Source organism: Luteimonas deserti, assembly GCF_013425765.1.
Lineage (GTDB): Bacteria > Pseudomonadota > Gammaproteobacteria > Xanthomonadales > Xanthomonadaceae > Luteimonas > Luteimonas deserti.
Window position 1 is genome coordinate 99,060 of record NZ_JACCJZ010000015.1, and the last position, 17,101, is coordinate 116,160.

The 17,101-nt window shown below is 69.1% G+C and carries 15 protein-coding genes; 5 read left to right on the top strand and 10 right to left on the bottom strand.

Going from position 1 to position 17,101, the window contains the following annotated elements:
* The first annotated feature begins 16 nt into the window (after positions 1–16).
* On the top strand, positions 17–1,852 hold the full coding sequence (locus H0E82_RS08210; protein WP_180544976.1) for an ABC transporter ATP-binding protein: 1,836 nt from the start codon (positions 17–19) through the stop codon (positions 1,850–1,852).
* Positions 1,853–1,871: 19 nt separating this feature from the next.
* Here H0E82_RS08210 and H0E82_RS08215 read toward each other — a convergent pair whose 3' ends face one another.
* The 6 genes from H0E82_RS08215 to H0E82_RS08240 form a co-directional block, all read right to left on the bottom strand.
* Positions 1,872–3,179: a COG3904 family protein gene (locus H0E82_RS08215; RefSeq protein WP_235974237.1), complete on the bottom strand. Its 1,308-nt coding sequence runs from the start codon at positions 3,177–3,179 to the stop codon at positions 1,872–1,874.
* A 53-nt stretch (positions 3,180–3,232) separates the two neighbouring features.
* Positions 3,233–4,297, bottom strand: coding sequence for an alpha/beta fold hydrolase (locus H0E82_RS08220; RefSeq protein WP_180544977.1), 1,065 nt, complete (start codon positions 4,295–4,297; stop codon positions 3,233–3,235).
* 129 nt (positions 4,298–4,426) lie between these two features.
* Positions 4,427–5,101 carry an SAM-dependent methyltransferase gene (locus tag H0E82_RS08225; RefSeq protein WP_219338467.1) on the bottom strand — a complete coding sequence of 225 codons (675 nt, stop codon included), beginning with the start codon at positions 5,099–5,101 and terminating at the stop codon, positions 4,427–4,429.
* Positions 5,098–6,417 carry an APC family permease gene (locus tag H0E82_RS08230; protein ID WP_219338468.1) on the bottom strand — a complete coding sequence of 440 codons (1,320 nt, stop codon included), beginning with the start codon at positions 6,415–6,417 and terminating at the stop codon, positions 5,098–5,100. The genes H0E82_RS08225 and H0E82_RS08230 overlap by 4 nt, the downstream gene beginning before the upstream one ends.
* 263 nt (positions 6,418–6,680) lie before the next feature.
* Positions 6,681–7,613 carry a ribonuclease H-like domain-containing protein gene (locus H0E82_RS08235; protein WP_180544979.1) on the bottom strand — a complete coding sequence of 311 codons (933 nt, stop codon included), beginning with the start codon at positions 7,611–7,613 and terminating at the stop codon, positions 6,681–6,683.
* Positions 7,610–10,096 carry a DEAD/DEAH box helicase gene (locus H0E82_RS08240; RefSeq protein ID WP_180544980.1) on the bottom strand — a complete coding sequence of 829 codons (2,487 nt, stop codon included), beginning with the start codon at positions 10,094–10,096 and terminating at the stop codon, positions 7,610–7,612. The genes H0E82_RS08235 and H0E82_RS08240 overlap by 4 nt, the downstream gene beginning before the upstream one ends.
* A gap of 93 nt (positions 10,097–10,189) precedes the next feature.
* Between H0E82_RS08240 and H0E82_RS08245 the strand changes: the two genes are divergently transcribed.
* Together H0E82_RS08245 and H0E82_RS08250 are read left to right on the top strand one after the other, a co-directional pair.
* Positions 10,190–10,729 carry a type 1 glutamine amidotransferase domain-containing protein gene (locus H0E82_RS08245; RefSeq protein ID WP_180544981.1) on the top strand — a complete coding sequence of 180 codons (540 nt, stop codon included), beginning with the start codon at positions 10,190–10,192 and terminating at the stop codon, positions 10,727–10,729.
* Positions 10,730–10,754: 25 nt separating this feature from the next.
* Positions 10,755–11,144: an MAPEG family protein gene (locus H0E82_RS08250; RefSeq protein WP_180544982.1), complete on the top strand. Its 390-nt coding sequence runs from the start codon at positions 10,755–10,757 to the stop codon at positions 11,142–11,144.
* A 597-nt stretch (positions 11,145–11,741) separates the two neighbouring features.
* Here H0E82_RS08250 and H0E82_RS08255 read toward each other — a convergent pair.
* Positions 11,742–11,975 carry a hypothetical protein gene (locus H0E82_RS08255; RefSeq protein ID WP_180544983.1) on the bottom strand — a complete coding sequence of 78 codons (234 nt, stop codon included), beginning with the start codon at positions 11,973–11,975 and terminating at the stop codon, positions 11,742–11,744.
* A 620-nt stretch (positions 11,976–12,595) separates the two neighbouring features.
* Here H0E82_RS08255 and H0E82_RS08260 point away from each other — a divergent pair.
* Positions 12,596–12,985, top strand: a complete 390-nt coding sequence (locus H0E82_RS08260) for a DUF1428 domain-containing protein (RefSeq protein ID WP_180545007.1) — start codon at positions 12,596–12,598, stop codon at positions 12,983–12,985.
* A gap of 103 nt (positions 12,986–13,088) precedes the next feature.
* Here H0E82_RS08260 and H0E82_RS08265 read toward each other — a convergent pair whose 3' ends face one another.
* On the bottom strand, positions 13,089–13,904 hold the full coding sequence (locus tag H0E82_RS08265) for a hypothetical protein (protein WP_180544984.1): 816 nt from the start codon (positions 13,902–13,904) through the stop codon (positions 13,089–13,091).
* Between the two features lie 88 nt (positions 13,905–13,992).
* Positions 13,993–14,505, bottom strand: a complete 513-nt coding sequence (locus tag H0E82_RS08270; RefSeq protein WP_180544985.1) for an MgtC/SapB family protein — start codon at positions 14,503–14,505, stop codon at positions 13,993–13,995.
* 256 nt (positions 14,506–14,761) lie between these two features.
* On the opposite strand from H0E82_RS08270, the gene H0E82_RS08275 reads away from it, so the two are divergent.
* Entirely contained in the window at positions 14,762–15,871 is a 1,110-nt protein-coding gene (locus H0E82_RS08275; protein WP_180544986.1) for an alkene reductase, read from the top strand.
* A 778-nt stretch (positions 15,872–16,649) separates the two neighbouring features.
* On the opposite strand, the gene H0E82_RS08280 is transcribed toward H0E82_RS08275, so the two are convergent.
* Complete coding sequence (locus H0E82_RS08280; RefSeq protein ID WP_180544987.1) at positions 16,650–17,015, bottom strand: hypothetical protein; 366 nt, start codon at positions 17,013–17,015, stop codon at positions 16,650–16,652.
* Positions 17,016–17,101: the final 86 nt, after the last annotated feature.

Consider the following 17,101-nt stretch of genomic DNA (forward strand, 5'->3'; position numbering starts at 1 on the left):
CCGCACAGGCCTCTTCATGCTCCGCTGGTTCGAAACCCGCATCGACCCGTTCCCGCCTGCGCCCCCGGCCCAGCCGCCGACCAGCCTGTTCGCCTTCTGCATGCATTACGTGCGAGGCAGCGGACGCTGGCTGCTGCTCATGGCGCTGCTGACGGCGAGCATCGCGATCGCCGAGGTCGTGCTCTACGCCTACGTCGGCTCGCTGGTCGACCGGCTCGCCGCACACACGCCGGCCACCTTCATGCAGGCCGAAGGCGGACGGCTGGTGGCCATGGCGGTGCTGGTGCTGCTCGCATTGCCGCTGCTGACCACGTTCAGCTCGCTGGTCATCCATCAGACGCTGCTCGGAAATTTCCCGATGCGCATCCGCTGGAACGTCCACCGCTACCTGTTGCGCCAGTCGATGGGCTATTTCCAGGAGGAATTCGCCGGACGCATCGCGACCAAGCTGATGCAGACCTCGCTCGCAGTCCGCGAAACCGTCATCAAGCTGCTCGACGTCGGCAACTACGTGCTCGTCTACCTCACCGGCGCGCTGGTCGTCGCCGCCTCGGCCGACTGGCGGATGATGCTGCCCTTCCTCGGCTGGGTGGCCTGCTACGCGGCGCTGATGCGCGTGTTCGTGCCCCGGCTCAGCCGGATTGCGGAAAAGCAGGCCGATGCGCGCTCGGTGATGACGGGCCGCATCGTCGACAGCTACACCAACATCGCCACCGTGAAGCTGTTCTCGCATTCGTCCCGCGAGCAGGCCTACGCGCGCGAGGCCATGGACGGTTTCCTGGTGACCGTCCACGGCCAGATGCGTCTGGTGACGATGGTCAACGTCTGCAACTACGCACTCAACATGCTGCTGGTCGCGTCAGTCGCCGCGCTGGGGCTGTGGTTGTGGCTGGAGGGCGCGATCAGCACCGGTGCGATCGCCGTGGCCCTGGCCCTGGCCCTGCGCATGCTGGGCATGTCGCAGTGGATCATGTGGGAGCTCTCCGCGCTGTTCGAGAACATCGGCACGGTGCGCGACGGCATCAACTCGATCGCGCTCGCGCCCACCGTCGACGATGCCCCGGGCGCGCCGGCACTCGCCGCCAGCGCGGGCGAGATCCGGTTCGAGCACGTGGACTTCCATTACGGCCAGCAGGAGCGCAGCGTCATCGAACGCCTCGATCTGCATGTGCGACCGGGGGAGAAGATCGGCCTGGTCGGCCGCTCCGGCGCAGGGAAATCCACCCTGGTCAACCTGCTGCTGCGCTTCTACGACCGCGAGGCAGGCGTGATCCGGATCGATGGGGTCGACATCGCGACCGTCACCCAGGATTCGCTGCGGGCGCAGATCGGCATGGTCACGCAGGACACTTCGCTGCTGCACCGCTCGGTGCGCGACAACATCCTCTACGGACGCCCCGACGCGAGCGAGGCCGAGATGATCGAGGCAGCGAAGCGCGCCGAGGCCCACGAGTTCATTCTCGGCCTCAGCGATGCCAAGGGCCGCACCGGCTACGAGGCCCAGGTGGGCGAGCGCGGCGTCAAACTGTCGGGGGGGCAGCGACAACGCATCGCGATCGCCCGGGTCCTCCTGAAGAACGCGCCCATCCTGATCCTCGACGAGGCGACCTCGGCGCTGGATTCCGAAGCCGAGGCCGCGATCCAGGAGAATCTCTACCGCCTGATGGAGGGCAAGACGGTGATCGCGATCGCGCATCGGCTCTCGACCATCGCCGCGATGGACCGGCTGGTGGTCATGGACCAGGGCCGCATCGTCGAGCAGGGCACGCATGAGGCACTGGTCGAGGGCGACGGCATCTACGCACAGCTGTGGCGCCGCCAGTCGGGCGGCTTCCTCCAGGACGCTGTCTAGCCGGGCTGCGCCGCCTGCATCAACGCCCGCCTTCGCGCTCGGCGGACGATTCGGGCTGCTCGGCCACGTCGACGGCTTCCTCGGTCGGCGGCGCCACCGACGGCTCGGCGGCGGCGTCGGCTGCCGGACGACCTGCGGGTGCCGCCGGCCGCGGCGAAGTCACGGCGCGCCGCGGTGCAGGCTCGGCGTTCGGCGCCGCCGCCCGCGTCGAGTCGGCAGCCGGCACTCCGAGTATGCGCAGACGGCTGGCGACGCCGGCGGCCGCGGTCATCTGGCCGACCAGGTCGAACTCCGAGAGCGGGCTCTCCGACGGGCATTGTTCGTCGGGAAACCCGAACGTACTGCGCAATTCCAGGCCGCAGGCCGCCATCTGTTCGACATCCCGGTCCGGCGCGTTGCAGGTGGCGTCGAAGGCGCGCGCGTAGGCATCGCGCCGGTTGACGAAGTCCTGCCCGCACTTGCGCATCAGACGCAGGCGGTCGAGATCGTCCTGGGCGGGGTTCACCCCGTCGAGACCGTAGAGCTTGAGCTCGTCGGTGGTGAGGATGCGCAGGCTGCGGTTGGGCACGGCCATCATCAGGTCGGCCACCGCGACCGCGGCGCCGTTGCGTTCGAGGTAATCGCGCACGCGGCCGTATACCGCGCGCAGCTCGCGGTTGAGCTCGGCGCGGGTGGAGGCCGTCGAACTCATGCGGATGATCCGGTGAATGCCGACCCGGCCGCCGATCAGGCGCGTGTCACCGCCTGCCAGCAGGAAGACGCAGGCACTGTGGCAGACCGCGCCGTCACGCACCCAGATGGTCCAGCGCGATTCGGCGATCACATCGCCGGCGCGGATCGCTTCCTCCACCATGCCGCCGCTCGAATCGATGTCCAGTACGCGCTTGTCGATGCCGAGACCCTCCGCGACCACGGCGAGACGCTGCATCAGCTGGGTGAATTCCTGGGTCACCCGGCCGCGGTAGCGCAGCCGGAACACCCCGCGTTCGGCGCAGGCCTGCATCGCCGTGCGCAGGGCGTCCTGTTCGAACGCGGCCAGGACCTCGCCGTCCCCGGCGTTCGCGTAGTCCAGTTCACAGCCGAGCGCCGCGGTCCCGTCGGTGAGCGTCATCGGCGCCCAGTCCACGTTCTCCAGCGGCGTCTCCGGCAGCGCCGACACCTCGGGCAAGTCCTCGTCGGCGAGCGGCGCGGTGCTGACTGCGCCCCCTTCCTCGGGGCTGGTCACCTCGACCGTCTCCACCGCGGAGCCGGCGGGATCGGTCGCCGGCCGGCAGGCGGCCAGGGCGATGCAGGCGAACAGCAGCAGGCAGAGGCGCCAGGACGACATGGGGCAACGGGCTCCGGACAGGACGGGCGGCGACAGGCCGCGACCGGTTCAGTTTAGGGGGTGGGCCCGGACACGTCCGAACGCGGTCTGAATGTCCCGGGTCGCCGCGGCACGTCCCGTAGCCGCTCGAGCAGTGCGGCATGGAACGTGTCCGGATCCTCGACCTGCGGCGAGTGGCCCAACCGGGGAAATTCCACGAGCTCTGCATCGGGGATGGCGGCCGCTGCCCGACGTCCGAGTGCCGGGTAATCGCCGAGGCGCGCCGCCAGTTCGGGGACCGCGCGGTTGGAGCCCGGCGCAGTGCGATCGGTTCCGCCGATCATCAACAGCGTGGGCACACGCAGGGCCGGCAGTTCGTGGATCACGGGCTGGGTGAAGATCATCTCCGAAGCCTGGGCCTGGTTCCATGCCACCAGCGCGCCGTCGGGGCCCGCGTACATGCCCGCCAGCATCGCCACCCAGCGCTCGAACCGCGGTGTCCATTGGCCGTCGTAGTACACGCGGCGCTGGTAGTCACGGATGGTGTCGGCGGTAGTCGCCCGCTCGACAGCCGCAAGCGTATCGATCGTGGCATAGGGCACGCCTTCGGCCTGCCAGTCTTCCAGGCCGATCGGGTTGACCAGAACCAGACGCTCCACGGCATCGGGATACTGCAGCGCATAGCGGATGCCGAGCATCCCGCCCATCGAATGCCCGATGATCACGGGCCGCTCGACGTCCAGCATCTCCAGCAGTCCGCGGGTGTTGGCGGCCAGCTGCGCGAACGAGAACTGGTAGCCGCGCGGCTGTGTGGACCCGCAGAAGCCCACCTGGTCGGGCACGACCACACGCCAGCCCGCTGCAAGCAGGGTATCGATCGTGTCCTCCCAGGTGGGCCCGCAGAAGTTCTTGCCGTGCAGCAGCACGGCGACGCGGCCGGTGTCCTCGCCTGGAGGACGGACATCCATATAGGTCATCGACACCCGCTGTCCCTGGGAGTCGAACGTATGCGCGCGGCGCGCATGGGGATAGTCGAATTCCTGCAGTTCGCCGCCGAGCGGCGTGCTCGCAGCCGTATCGACCGCCGTTGCGAAGAGAACCGCGAGCGTCAGGCCGGCAGCCAGGACTGGATCACGCATGGATCGGGCATCTCCGGATGAGGACGTCCCGGACCGAACCGGACGTCGGGCACGACTGCAGCCGTCCTGCGTGGCGCAGACGACAGCCCGCTGGACGCGCGGCGCGCCGTGAGGCGGCCGCGTGGTGGCTCAGCGCTCCGGCACGGTCCACATGAAGATCCGCGTGCCGTCGACCTGACGGGTCTCCTCCGGCTCCCACTGGTCGGCCATGTCGAAGGCGTGACTGACGATCCGCGTCCCCGGTCGCAGTTCGGCCAGCAGCTTGGGCCGCAGCTTCACGTTGAGGCTCTGCAGCAGATAGAGGGTGACGACGGTGGCCTCGCGGATGTCTTCCTCGAACAGGTCGGCCTCCTTGAACGTCACGAGATCGGTCACGCCCGCCGCTTCGGCGTGGGCATTGGCCTCGCGCACGCGGACCGGATTGATGTCGATGCCGACGGCGCGCACACCGAAGCGCCGGGCCGCGGCGATGGGAATACGTCCGTCGCCCGAGCCGAGGTCGTAGAGCACGTCGCCTTCCTTCACCCCGGCGAGGTTGAGCATCGCGTCCACGACCGGCTCGGGCGTGGGCACGTAGATGACGTCCGGTTCTCGCGAGGGACGCGGCGCATCGCCGGCGGCCGTGCCCGGCTCGAGCGCGGCGTCGACGGTGTGCGTGGTCTCGATCGGCGTGGCCACGCTGGTGGCAGGCGCGGACTCCGCCTGCCCGGCCGGTTCATAGGCATTGACGGCCTGGTCGGCGCAGGCCATCAACAGTGGCGTGCAGACGGCGATCGCGGTGAGCATCTTCTTGGAGGGGGTCATGGCAGGATTTCCTCGGTTCGAATGGCGGGGCGAAGCAACAGCAGCAGCAGGCCGCCGACGGCCAGCACCGCAACACCCACCACTGCGCCGCGGCCGGTGTAGGCGAGGCTCGAGTACAGCAGATAGGCACTGGTGGCACAGAACAGCAGCGGCAGGACCGGGTACAACGGCACCCGGAACGGGCGGGGACGGTCGGGCTCACGACGGCGCAATACGAACAACGCGATCCCGACCAGCAGAAAGAACAGCCAGAACACCGGGGCGGTGTATTCCACGGCGACCTCGAAGCCGTCGCGCGCGAACGCGCCGAGTCCCACCAGCGCGAGGGCCAACACGCCCTGGGTGACGATGGCGGCGCGCGGTGTGCCGCTGCGGGCATCCCAGCGCCCGATGAAACCCAGCGTCGGGAAATCCCGGCCCACCGCGTAGACGCTGCGCGCGCCGGTGATCATCGTGGCGTTGGCCGAGGTCAGCGCGGCGGCGATGACGATCGCGCTCATCAGCACGGCACCCGGCGCTCCGAAAACGCGGCCCATCAGCTCGGCGGCCACCGCGTTGTGCTCGGCCATGCCGCCGAGTCCCAGCACCCGGAGGTAGGCGAGGTTCACCAGCAGGTAGAGCACGGCGATCGCAACGAGGCTCAGCACCAGGACGCGGGGCATCCACGTCCTGGCATCGCGCACTTCCGAAGTCACGTAGACCGCCTCGTTCCAGCCGCCGTAGGTCAGCAGGACGAACACCAGAATCAGGCCGATCGCGCTGTCGCCGCCTGCGCCGGGCACCGGCGCGACATCGCCCGGGGCGAACAGCAGCCCCGCGACCACGATCACGAGCACACCCACGATCTCCGCCACGGTCAGCCACCCCTGCACCGTTGCGCCGTGGCGCGTGCCGATCCAGTTCACCGCGGTCAGCACGATGATGGCAGCCGCGGCATACAGCGATGCGCTCCACGGCCCGAGGTCGTAGAGCTGCGCCATGTAGTCGCCGACGATGAAGCAGAGCAGCGCGATCGAGCCGGTCTGGATCACCGATACCCGGGCCCACGCGAACAGGAACGCCAGACGCGGCCCGTAGGCGCGGCGCAGGTAGGTATAGTCGCCGCCGGCCTGCGGATACGTCGTCGCGAGCTCGGCGTAGCACAGCGCGCCGATGATCGAGAGCGCCCCGCCGGCCAGCCACGCGGCGAGCATCACGAACTCGGTGCCCGACGCACCGGCGATCAGCGATGGCGTGCGGAAGATGCCTGCACCGACGACCACGCCGATGGTGATCGCGAATGCATCACGCGCGCGTAGCGTCGTGCGCGGGGACACCGGGTCGGCCCTCCCGGGCCGGCGTTCGCGTGTATCCATGGGGCTCCAGAGTGGCGCGGGCGTCTGTTGCCGGCGGGCCGGCGACTCGTGACTGCTGGGCCGTCCGATTCAAGCATCGCGGCGATGCCGGGCATGTGAACGCATCGCGACGATGACAACCGCATGTCGCATCGATCCCGTCGCGAGTCGATCGACGGCGTGGGTCGCGCACCCGCCGGCCTCTGCCGCCGGATTCCGGTCGCTGAATCCCACGGCGCAGCGGCTCAGTCGAACATGCAGTCCACCGGCAGGGTCGCGTCCGGCTCCGGCACCACCACCGTCTCGACGCACGCCGCATCGCGCATCGCTTCCAGCACGCCGAACAGGCTGCGCAGATCCTGGGCGTTGTGCAGGCCCACGCGCCGCAGCTTGTCTGCGCTGCCGCCGCGCAGATACGCGAGCCATGCGGCGGGTGCCTCACTGCCGGGCAGGTCGTCCTCGCGCAGCACGCCGAGCAGTTCGCGCTCGACGGTCGCCAGCTTGCAGTTCGCCCATACGCCGCGGTAACGGCGTCGCACCGGATGCAGCAGGTCGACGTGGCGCAGTTCGATCAGCGGATCGCGCAGGCGCGCGAGACGATAGCGCGTGGTCAGCAACGGCCGGTCGTAGCTGCGGCCGTTGTAGCTGACGAGCACCGTCGAAGGCCGCAGCCACGTCGAGAACGTCTTGAGCATCTCGCGCTCGGCGCCCAGGGTGGTGATGCACAGCTGACGGATGCGCAGCGCTCCGTCGACGAAATCTGCGGCGCCGATCATGAAGGCGCGGGTGCCGGTGCCGCCGGCCAGACCCGTGGTCTCGGTGTCGAACGCCAGGAGATCGGACCGCTGCGCCGGTTCGTGGCGGATGTCGTAGAGCGCGAGTGGGCCGTCCTCGTGCGGCCATGGCGCGATCTGCTCGAGATAGCGCAGGCCGGGCGCGATCTCCTCGCCTGGCAGCGCGCGATCGATCGGTCCGGCCGGGCGGGATGCGGGCGTCGGCACGCGCAGCTTCATCAGCCTGCGCAACTGCGCGACGACCTCCTCCGGCGAACGCTCGCCGTCGGCGCGCGGCCAGTGCGCGCGCGTCGCCGTCGGCAGCGGCGGTGTCGGAGCCACCGCCGGCAGCACGGTCCCGGCCTGGCTGCGCAGCAGGCCCAGGCGTTTGCCCAGCGCACTCATGCCGGCTGCTGCGGCGCTTGCATCAGCAGATCGATCACGCGCGCCGCGAGCTGGCGCGGCGTGCGCTCGGCGTCTTCCTCCGAGGCGAGAATCGGTCCCACGCAGGCCGGGCAGCCGGCACGGCAACTGCAGCCGGCGACCAGCGCCGCGGCCTTGTGAAGCAGTTCGTCGCGACGCTCGAACAGCGGTGACGACAGGCCCACGCCGCCGGGATAGTTGTCGTAGAGATACAGCGTCGGCGCGAACCGCCCGAGCAACTCGATCGACGTGCTGCTGCCGTCGCCATCGCGCAACTGACCGCGGCCGCGCTGGTCGGCGGTCGCGAACCAGGTGCCGTCGCCACTGCCCACCGCCTTCTGCAGATCCCGGCTCTCGGCCATCACCGCGACCTGCGCCACCAGATGCAGCGCATACGACGCGCCGAGGAAGCCGTCGAGCGCCTCGTGACGCGCATCGAACGCACGGTCCAGCGCCTGCTGCGGCAGCTGCCACCACACCGCGCTGGTGTGCAGTTCCTGATCGGGCAGATTCACCGGCCCGTAGCCGATGTTCTCGTGGGTGTGGAAGCGGATCTTCTTGTAGCCCGACACACGCCGCACCACGTGCACTTCACCCAGGTGCGCGCTGCCCTGCCCGGCATCGGCCTGCTCCTCGTCATCGAGGACTTTCAGCTTGGTGTAGTCGATCGCGTCGGTGTAGTAGTCGACGTTGGTCCGCGTGACGTAGGCCTTGCGGCCCTCCCAGTCGAGACGCTCCACCTGGAAGGGCTCGGACTGGATCATGTGGATCGCGCCCTCGTACAAAGTGAGCGCGGCGGCCGAATAATCGACCTCGGCGATGATCGTCTGGCGCCCGTCGGTGCGGTCGACGACGACGAAGTTGCCGTCGGCGACCGAGCGCAGGTTCACCGCCTGCGCCGGATAGCTGTCGGCGATCCACTCCCAGCGGTCGCCCTCGTGATGCAGCACCCCGGATTCGGCCAGCACCTCCAGCCACGGCATCGGCGCGACGGGCCCGAACATGTCGCCATCGACGAACGGCAGCTCGAACGCGGCGCAGCGGATGTGGTCGAGCAGGATCAGCGGCTGGTCGGGTTCGATGCGCGCGTGTTCGGGATTGGCCTCGGCGAAGAACTCCGGATGCCGCACCACGTACTGGTCCATCGGCTCGGAGCTGGCCACCAGTACGCCGACCGAGGGTTGCTGCCGGCGACCGGCGCGGCCGAAGCGCTGCCAGGTCGCCGAGATGCTGCCCGGATAGCCGTTGAGCACCACGACATCGAGACTGCCGATATCGACGCCCAGTTCCAGCGCCGAGGTACTGACGATGCCGTCGATGTTGCCCGCGCGCATTTCGCGCTCGGCCGCGCGGCGCTCGGTCGGCAAGTAGCCGCCGCGGTAGGCGCGGATGCGTTTCGGCTTGCGCGGGTCGTGGTCGAAGACCTCCTTCAGATACTTGGTCAGCACTTCCACCATCAGCCGGGTCTGGCAGAACACCAGGGTCTTGAGGCCCGCGCGAATCGCCATGCGTGCGATGCGGTTGGACTGCGAACGCGCCGAGGCGCGCAGGCCGAGATCGGGATTGACCACCGGCGGATTCCACAGCAGCACGTGCTTGTCGCCGCGCGGCGCCCCGGATTCGAGAATCGCTTCGAGCGCGGCATCGTCCACTTCCACCAGCGCAGCACCGTGCTCGCGCGCGTTGCCGATCGTCGCCGAGCACAGGATGAACTGCGGCGTCACGCCATAGAACGCGCAGACGCGCTTGAGCCGACGGATCACGTTGGCGACGTGCGAGCCGAACACGCCGCGGTAGGTGTGGATCTCGTCGATCACGACAAAGCGCAGGTTCTCGAAGAACTGCGCCCACTTGGTGTGATGCGGCAGGATCGCCTGGTGCAGCATGTCCGGATTGCTGACCACGATGTCGCCGTTGATGCGGATCGCCTGGCGGGCATCGCCCGGCGTGTCGCCATCGAACGTCGCCGCGCGCAGGCCCAGCTCGCCGGCCTTGTTGAGTTCCAGCAGCTCGGCCACCTGGTCCTGGGCCAGCGCCTTGGTCGGGAACAGATACAGCGCCTTGCTGCGCGCGGTGATCGCCGCCGACAGCACGGGCAGCGTGTAGCACAGCGATTTGCCCGAGGCCGTCGGGGTCGCGACCACCAGATGGCGTCCCGCCTGCGTCGCCGCCCAGGCCTCGGCCTGGTGGCGGTACAGCCGGTCGATGCCACGACTGCGCAACGCGCGTGCCAGGGCCTCGGGCACGTCGTCGGGGAGCGGCGCGTATTCGCCGGCCTGGCCGGGCAGCAGGAGCGTGCCGGTGACGCGGCCGGGATACTTGGCCGCGAGCTTCGTGGCAAGGGCGCTCCCGGTCGCGGACTCGCCTGTGGTGACGAGGGCCTGCACAGGCTTGAGGATCGCGTTCAGAACCTGCTCCGGCGCGTGGAAGAAAACGGCGCCCAGCGTGACCGCCCGGCGTCTCATTCCCCGAGACTGGCCGCCGCGCGGCGCACGCTTCACGGCCATGGCACCGTTGGCTGCCTAGCATCCGGTGCTCCTTTCCCTCAGGAGCACCCCATGCAGAACCTCGACGGCAAGAAGATCGCCATCCTCGCCACCGACGGCTTCGAACAGTCCGAACTCGAGCAGCCGCTCAAGGCCCTGCGCGAGGCCGGCGCCCACGTCGATGTCATCACCCCCGGCGATGCCGGCTCGATCAAGGGCTGGGACAAGAAGGACTGGGGACGCAGCGTCGATGTGGACGTGCCACTGGCCAAGGCAAACCCCGACAGCTACGACGCCCTGGTCCTGCCGGGCGGCCAGATGAACCCGGACGTCCTGCGCGCCGACGAAGATGCGGTCGCCTTCGTCCGCACATTCGGCGAGTCCGGCAAGCCGGTCGCCGCGATCTGCCACGGCCCGTGGCTGCTGGTCGAAAGCGGTCTGGCCAAAGGTCGCAAGGTCACGTCCTGGCCGTCGGTGAAGACCGACCTCGTCAATGCCGGCGCGCAGTGGGAAGATTCGGAGGTCGTGGTCGACGGCAACCTGATCACCAGCCGCAAGCCGGACGACCTGCCGGCGTTCAACGCCGCGATCGCCAAGGCGGTCGCCGGCTGACACCCGCCGCGACGGAGCTCGGACGATGACGATCGAACTGCAAGTGCTGGCTTGGGCGATCGTCCTGGGCCTCGTTCATATCGGCGTCGCCGCCGCGTTTGCCACCTGGCAGCGCGGCGTGCGTTGGAACGCCGGAAACCGCGATGCGGAGGCGCCGCCGCTCCGGGGTGCCGCCGTCCGCACCGCGGCGGCCAGTCGCAACTTTCTCGAGACCTTTCCCTTCTTCGTCGCAGCCGTGCTCGCGGTGGTCGTGGCCGGCCGTAGCGACCCGACGACGGCGCTCGGCGCCCAGGTCTACCTCTGGGCACGCATCGCCTATCTCCCGATCTACGCGATCGGGATTCCGTACCTGCGCAGCCTCGTCTGGGTTGTCTCGTTGTGGGGCCTGTTGCAGGTGATCAAGGGCCTGTTCTGACGTGTCCGCGCTGCCCGCGGGTGACGCAGGGGTGCTGGGTGCCGGGCCCTATTCGGCAGCGTTCAGCCGGTGGCGCGTCTGTCATGGAAATCGCTCGACAGGTTCACCAAGAACACACGAAACGCGCCGTAGCCTGCGCGCTCCCGATCACGGCACGACGCAGATGGCTCGCTCCGATTCCGACCGTACACTGGTGCTTTCCCTCGGCCGAAACGGGCGCGCTTCGTACCCCGAACGCCCATGGGAGGAGATCGAACCTGTGCTGCGGCGCGTCTGGGAATTCGACAGCCGTCTGCGTGCCTGGCATGACGTCCGGGCGGACGTCCAGGCCGCATGGCAGGCCTTCGAGGTCCCCGCTCCCGCGGGCCGCCGACGCGGGTTCAGCCGCGCGGCCTGAGCGTGACACGGGCCCTCGACGGGACCTCCGGATGATTGCTCCGTTGCGTGGCCCGATTCGGCTGCGTTGCTCCATGGAGCCCCGGAACGCGAACACACGTGCGGCCCGGGGCGAGCGGATGCTGGCGGATCGCGATTGCCCCGGCAGGCTGCCTGCGCCGTGCTTCACGGATGCAGGCGGCTAAGCCGCGTCGTGAACCGTCAGCGCACAGGACGCCGGTACAGCGCGGCGTTGATGCACGAGAACACGCTGACGACGAACCATCCGAAGGGCAGCAGCGAGACGGTGAGCAGCCAGGTCACGGCGAATGCGATGCAGGCGGCGACGAACCACAGAATCGCCGAGAAGACCCGCCCCTGCACCAGTTGGCCAAGACCCGGCACGATGAAGCTGCAGATGGCGGCGATGACGTTGCCAGCGGAACCCTGACCCATGTGACCACTCCCATGATGAATGGGCGAATGCTCGCGCAGGGCGCCACGCAGGAATGTGAAGAGTGCCGCGGGTGAACGCCCGCGACACATGCGCGGCGGCAATCGGGATCGGCTTCTTCATCTTTCGTACCGATGCGATGGTCGAGGTATCTGAGCGCGCAGGTCGCCTGAGAGGCGCCCAGCGCGGGCGGAGGCGCCTTCAGGCCGGCAGCGACTGTTCACGCACTTGGCTTCGACCGTCCTTCCCGACGCTCCAGCCCCCCCGGAACAACACCTGGTTTGCCACATGTCCGTTCCGCCCACGCCCGATACCGAGCTGGCGGGGCGCAGCGCGCGACCTGTGCCCGATACGGAGAGATCCCGCCATGCGCACGCGCGTCCAGGGCATCTCCAACGCGCGCGCTGGCGCGGACGACGTTCCGGGAGCCGCGCACGTTCCGGTCGCTCGGCCCGCTGGCCGCGCCGGGCGCGCCGGTACGTTGTGCCACAGGATGTCAAACAGTGGTCCAAGCGATCTCTCGCTGCGCTCGGTCGCACGCGATGTCGAAACCGGCGCCCCTCGAACGTCGCTCGGATGCAACCGGATGTCCGGTGCCTCACGTCCAACCACGGAGTTTTCCATGTCCTACATCGATGGTTTCGTCATCGCCGTTCCCACCGCCAATCGCGACAAGTTCGTCGAGCACGCGCGTATCGGGGATCCGTTCTTCATCGAGCTGGGCGCATTGCGCGTGCTCGAGTGCTGGGGCGACGATGTCCCCGACGGCACGCAGACCGACTTCCGCAAAGCCGTGCAGGCACGCGAGGATGAAACCGTGGTGTTCTCCTGGATCGAATGGCCTGACAAAGCCACCCGGGATGCGGCGTTCGCAAAAATGATGGATGGCAGCGATCCTCGCTTCGATCCGGAAAAAAATCCGATGCCGTTCGACGGCAAGCGGATGATCTTCGGCGGGTTCCGACCGTTGCTGGAGCTGCCCGCGCCCGACGCCGGCGCTGCGAAGCGCTGAGGCCGGGCCGCCCGGGAACTCGACGATTCGCATTGCGCATAGAAAAAAGCGCACCCCCGGAGGGGTGCGCTCGTGCGTCAAGCCTTCTGAACAGCGAAGCGGATCAACCGACGCGGAACCGGTCTCCGCCATCGCGGCCGTCATCGCTGTACTGGCCCGAGCTGTAGTGGTCGTGTGACACGTACGCATGCTGCACGGCGGCCTTCGCGCGGTCCCACTCGAGCTTGGACGTGCCGCGGCGCGAACCCCAGTCGCGGGACAGTTCGCTCTCCAGCGAGTCGTCCCAGTTGCGGTCGGGATGACGCGAGCGCGCATACACGCCGTACCGGTAGGCGGGCTGGTAATCGTCGAAGCTGTCGTCCTCGCTGCGGTAATCGGCCTTCTCGAACTCCGAGCTGTGGTAAGCATCGCTGCGCTGGTAAAGGTCGTGCGTCCGCTCGGTCCGATCCCAGGCATCGCGCACGGCCGGCTTGGCTTCGTCCCACGGAAGGCGAGAATCGCTGCGCGCGGACTCCCATTCCTCGCGCAAGGTCGCTTCGGACTCGTCCCAGCCGCGCGTGCGGTCGGCTTCGCGGGCCTGCAGGCCGAACCCGTAGGCCGGCGCGTAGTCACGGTCGTAGTCGTAATCGGACTTCACGTACGGACGTTCTGCGTGGGCTTCACGCCAGTACTCGGTTTCACCGGTGGGGTCGATACGCTCCGCGACGCCCTTGCCTACCGCGGCGCCCGCGACCACACCAACGGCCGCGCCGATCAGGGTTCCGACGGGGCCGAAGATCGTGCCTGCGGCCGCGCCCGCGGCTGCACCGCCCGCGATTCCACCCACACCCACACCGACGGGATGCGCGCCGGGCGCCTTGGTGATCGGATCGCGGTTCATGTCACGGCCTTCATCGCGGATTTCATCGTTGTTGCTCATGAGCGCTCACTCCAGGGGATGTGCATCCACCCTGCGCGAGGCAGGATGAAGCCGCCGTGGGGGAAGACAGAATGGGCGCGTTCGCCGTTCAGGCATCACGCCCGCTGATGTCTTCGCCTGTGGGCGCCGCGCGGGCGGGATGATGCATGCGCGGAATCGCACGTACGACCAGAAGCGCGACGATGGTGGTGATCAGCGCGACCATCTCCTGGCCCATCCCGGCGGCCATGCCGATCGCTGCGGTCATCCAGACACCGGCTGCGGTGGTCAGGCCTTCGATCCGCTCGTCCTTGTCGAGCTTGAGGATCGCCCCTGCGCCCAGGAAACCGATCCCGGAGACGATGCCCTGCATCACGCGTGTCACCTCGTCACCGCCGATGCCGGCCATCAGGGGCGCCAGCACGAACAGCGCCGAGCCGATGGACACCAGGATATGGGTCTTGAGGCCGGCGGGGCGGCCCTTGTTCTCGCGCTCCCACCCGACGATTCCGCCCAGAAGGGCGGCGACCAGCACGCGGACGATGATCGTAGTCAGGGTATCGACATCGGGAACCGCGAGCTCCCGGGCCAGCGCGTTGCCGATCTGCGCGACTACCGACATCCGGCACCCCCCGGTCGGCGTCGAACGGAGTCCCGGGGGGACGCGGCGGTTTCGGACATCGCAGCTCGTCTCTGAAGAATTGCACGGACCCTAGCGTCGTGACAGTTGCATGACAGTGAATGCCGTCCGCATCCCGGGTCCGGACACGGGCAGCGAACCGGGCGCAACGCTGCATCCCGGGAGCCTGCACCCGGGGGCGCTTGAATCCGGCCGGCACGACGGCACCTTGGAAGCCCCCTACGCAGGACTCTCTTTCATGCCCACCCTGTTCGATCCGCTGAGCGCAGGCGCCCTCGATCTCGCCAACCGCATCGTGATGGCACCGCTGACCCGCAACCGCGCGCCGGGTGCGGTCCCCCAGCCCAGGACCGCGCAGTACTACGCCCAGCGCGCGACGGCGGGCCTGTTGATCACCGAGGCGACCGCGATCAGCCATCAGGGCCAGGGCTATGCCGACGTCCCGGGGCTCTACGCCCCCGACCAGGTTGCCGGGTGGCGGCGGGTGACCGACGCGGTGCATGCAGAGGGCGGACGCATCGTCGTGCAGCTGTGGCACGTGGGACGCATCTCGCACACGTCGCTGCAGCCGGACGGCGGGGCGCCGGTGGCCCCGTCGGCGATCCGCGCCGACAGCAAGACCTTCGTGCTGGACGCGCATGGCGGCCGGTTCGTGCCCACGTCGATGCCCCGCGCGCTCGACACCGACGAGATTCCCGGCATCGTCGAGGACTACCGGCGCGCTGCACGGGCCGCGATCGAGGCCGGCTTCGACGGCGTGGAAGTGCATGCCGCCAACGGCTACCTGATCGACCAGTTCCTGCGCGGTGGCAGCAACACGCGCGAGGATGCCTACGGCGGGTCTGTGGCCAATCGTGCGCGCCTTCTGGAGGAGGTCACGCGTGCCGTGGCCGACGAGATTGGTGGTGCACGCACCGGAATCCGGCTTTCGCCGGTCACACCTGCCAACGATGCCCGTGACGACGCGCCGCAAGCCCTGTTCACCCATGTGGTCGAGCGCCTGGCGCCGCTGGGCCTGGCCTTCGTACACGTGATCGAAGGGGCCACCGGGGGCGATCGCAGCTATTCGCAGGGCGACGCACCCTTCGACTACGACGCATTGAAAGCCGCGTATGCCGGCGCCGGCGGCACAGGCGCATGGATCGTCAACAACGGCTACGACCGCAGCGCCGCCGAGGCCGCCATCGGCTCCGGTAGAGCGGACGCCGTGGCGTTCGGCCGCCCCTTCATCGCGAATCCTGATCTGGTACGGCGTCTGCGGGACGACGCGCCGCTCAATGTGCCGGATCCGGCGACGTTCTATGGCGGAGACGACGCCGGCTATACCGACTATCCCGCCCTCGATTGACGCCGGGCGCGCGAAGCGCGCAACACGCGCCGGTGGCGTGCCTGTCGTTCCGCCTGGAGAGCGGCGGGTGCAGGCATCGCTCCGACGGTGCGCAATGCCCGGGCGTGCGGCCGCCGGCCCGGCGATCACCTCGCCTGCTCGGCCGGGTCATTCCACGCTTACGACGCAAGGCGTCGTCAGCGCGAGGCCGCTATTCCGGCCGCGTCGGCGGCGCGGTCTGGATTTCCTGTCCTGTCGCGGGATCGCGGGCGCGGCCGGGGACGATCTCACGCGCCCCGGGCAGGACCCGTCCCCGGGCATCACGAACGGTGGCCGGCATCGGCGGTGAGGGGACAGGCGCCACAGTGGGTCCAGCCTCGGACGGACCGGCGGCAGGAATGGCCGGCGACGTCCGCGCTCGCTGCGCGGGCGTCGCCGGTACCGCGGTCGGAGCCGGGCCGCTCAGGCCGGTGTCCGCCGGCCGCGATGCAGGTGGCGGGGTCTGCAGCGTCTGCGCCTGGGCACCGACGCACAGCAGAAGCAGGACGGCGGGGGTCATGCGGAACGTCGCGCGGATCATGGCGCCTCCAGCGGATCTCGGGCTCCCGACCCTGGACCCGGGCGAGTGCACGTGCAATGAAACGTACTCACGGGCGCGACGCATCGAGAGCGCGGGACGCATGTCGTAACCGGCTCCGCTCCGGACCTCGATCACCCCGCTCGACCGCCCCTGCATGCAGCCGCGGTGGCGCAGTCGGCGCCGCCCGCCGGGGCGCGCGCACGAGGCGCGTCGACGCCGTCAGTCGACGCAGATCGTCGAAGCCATGCCGTCACGCACGCGCTGCTGGCATCCGAAGGGATTGGTATCCACGCTGCACTGGCCGGTGACCGTCGTGCCATCGACGCTGCCTTCCGGCGCCAGGCAGTGACCCTCGCATTGTTCGCTCTGGCTGCAGGCCTTGCCGGCATCGGTGGTGCGGCGCAGACACTGCTTGACGGGTGCCCGACCGAGCTGGCGCCACTCGCCTCCGACCCGATCGCAATCCGCTTCATGGGTGACCGTTGCGGCATCCGGGCCGGCATTGGCGGACAAGCGCTCGGCGGGCGCGGCGCATGCGGTGAGGGCGGCGGCAGCGAACAGCAGCAAAGCGAGACGCTTGATCATGGGCGTGGCCGGCAGTTGGGATGGGCGCGAGTCTAGCCAGCGCCACGTGACGATGTCCGGATGGTCGCGCCCCGGAGCATGCGACA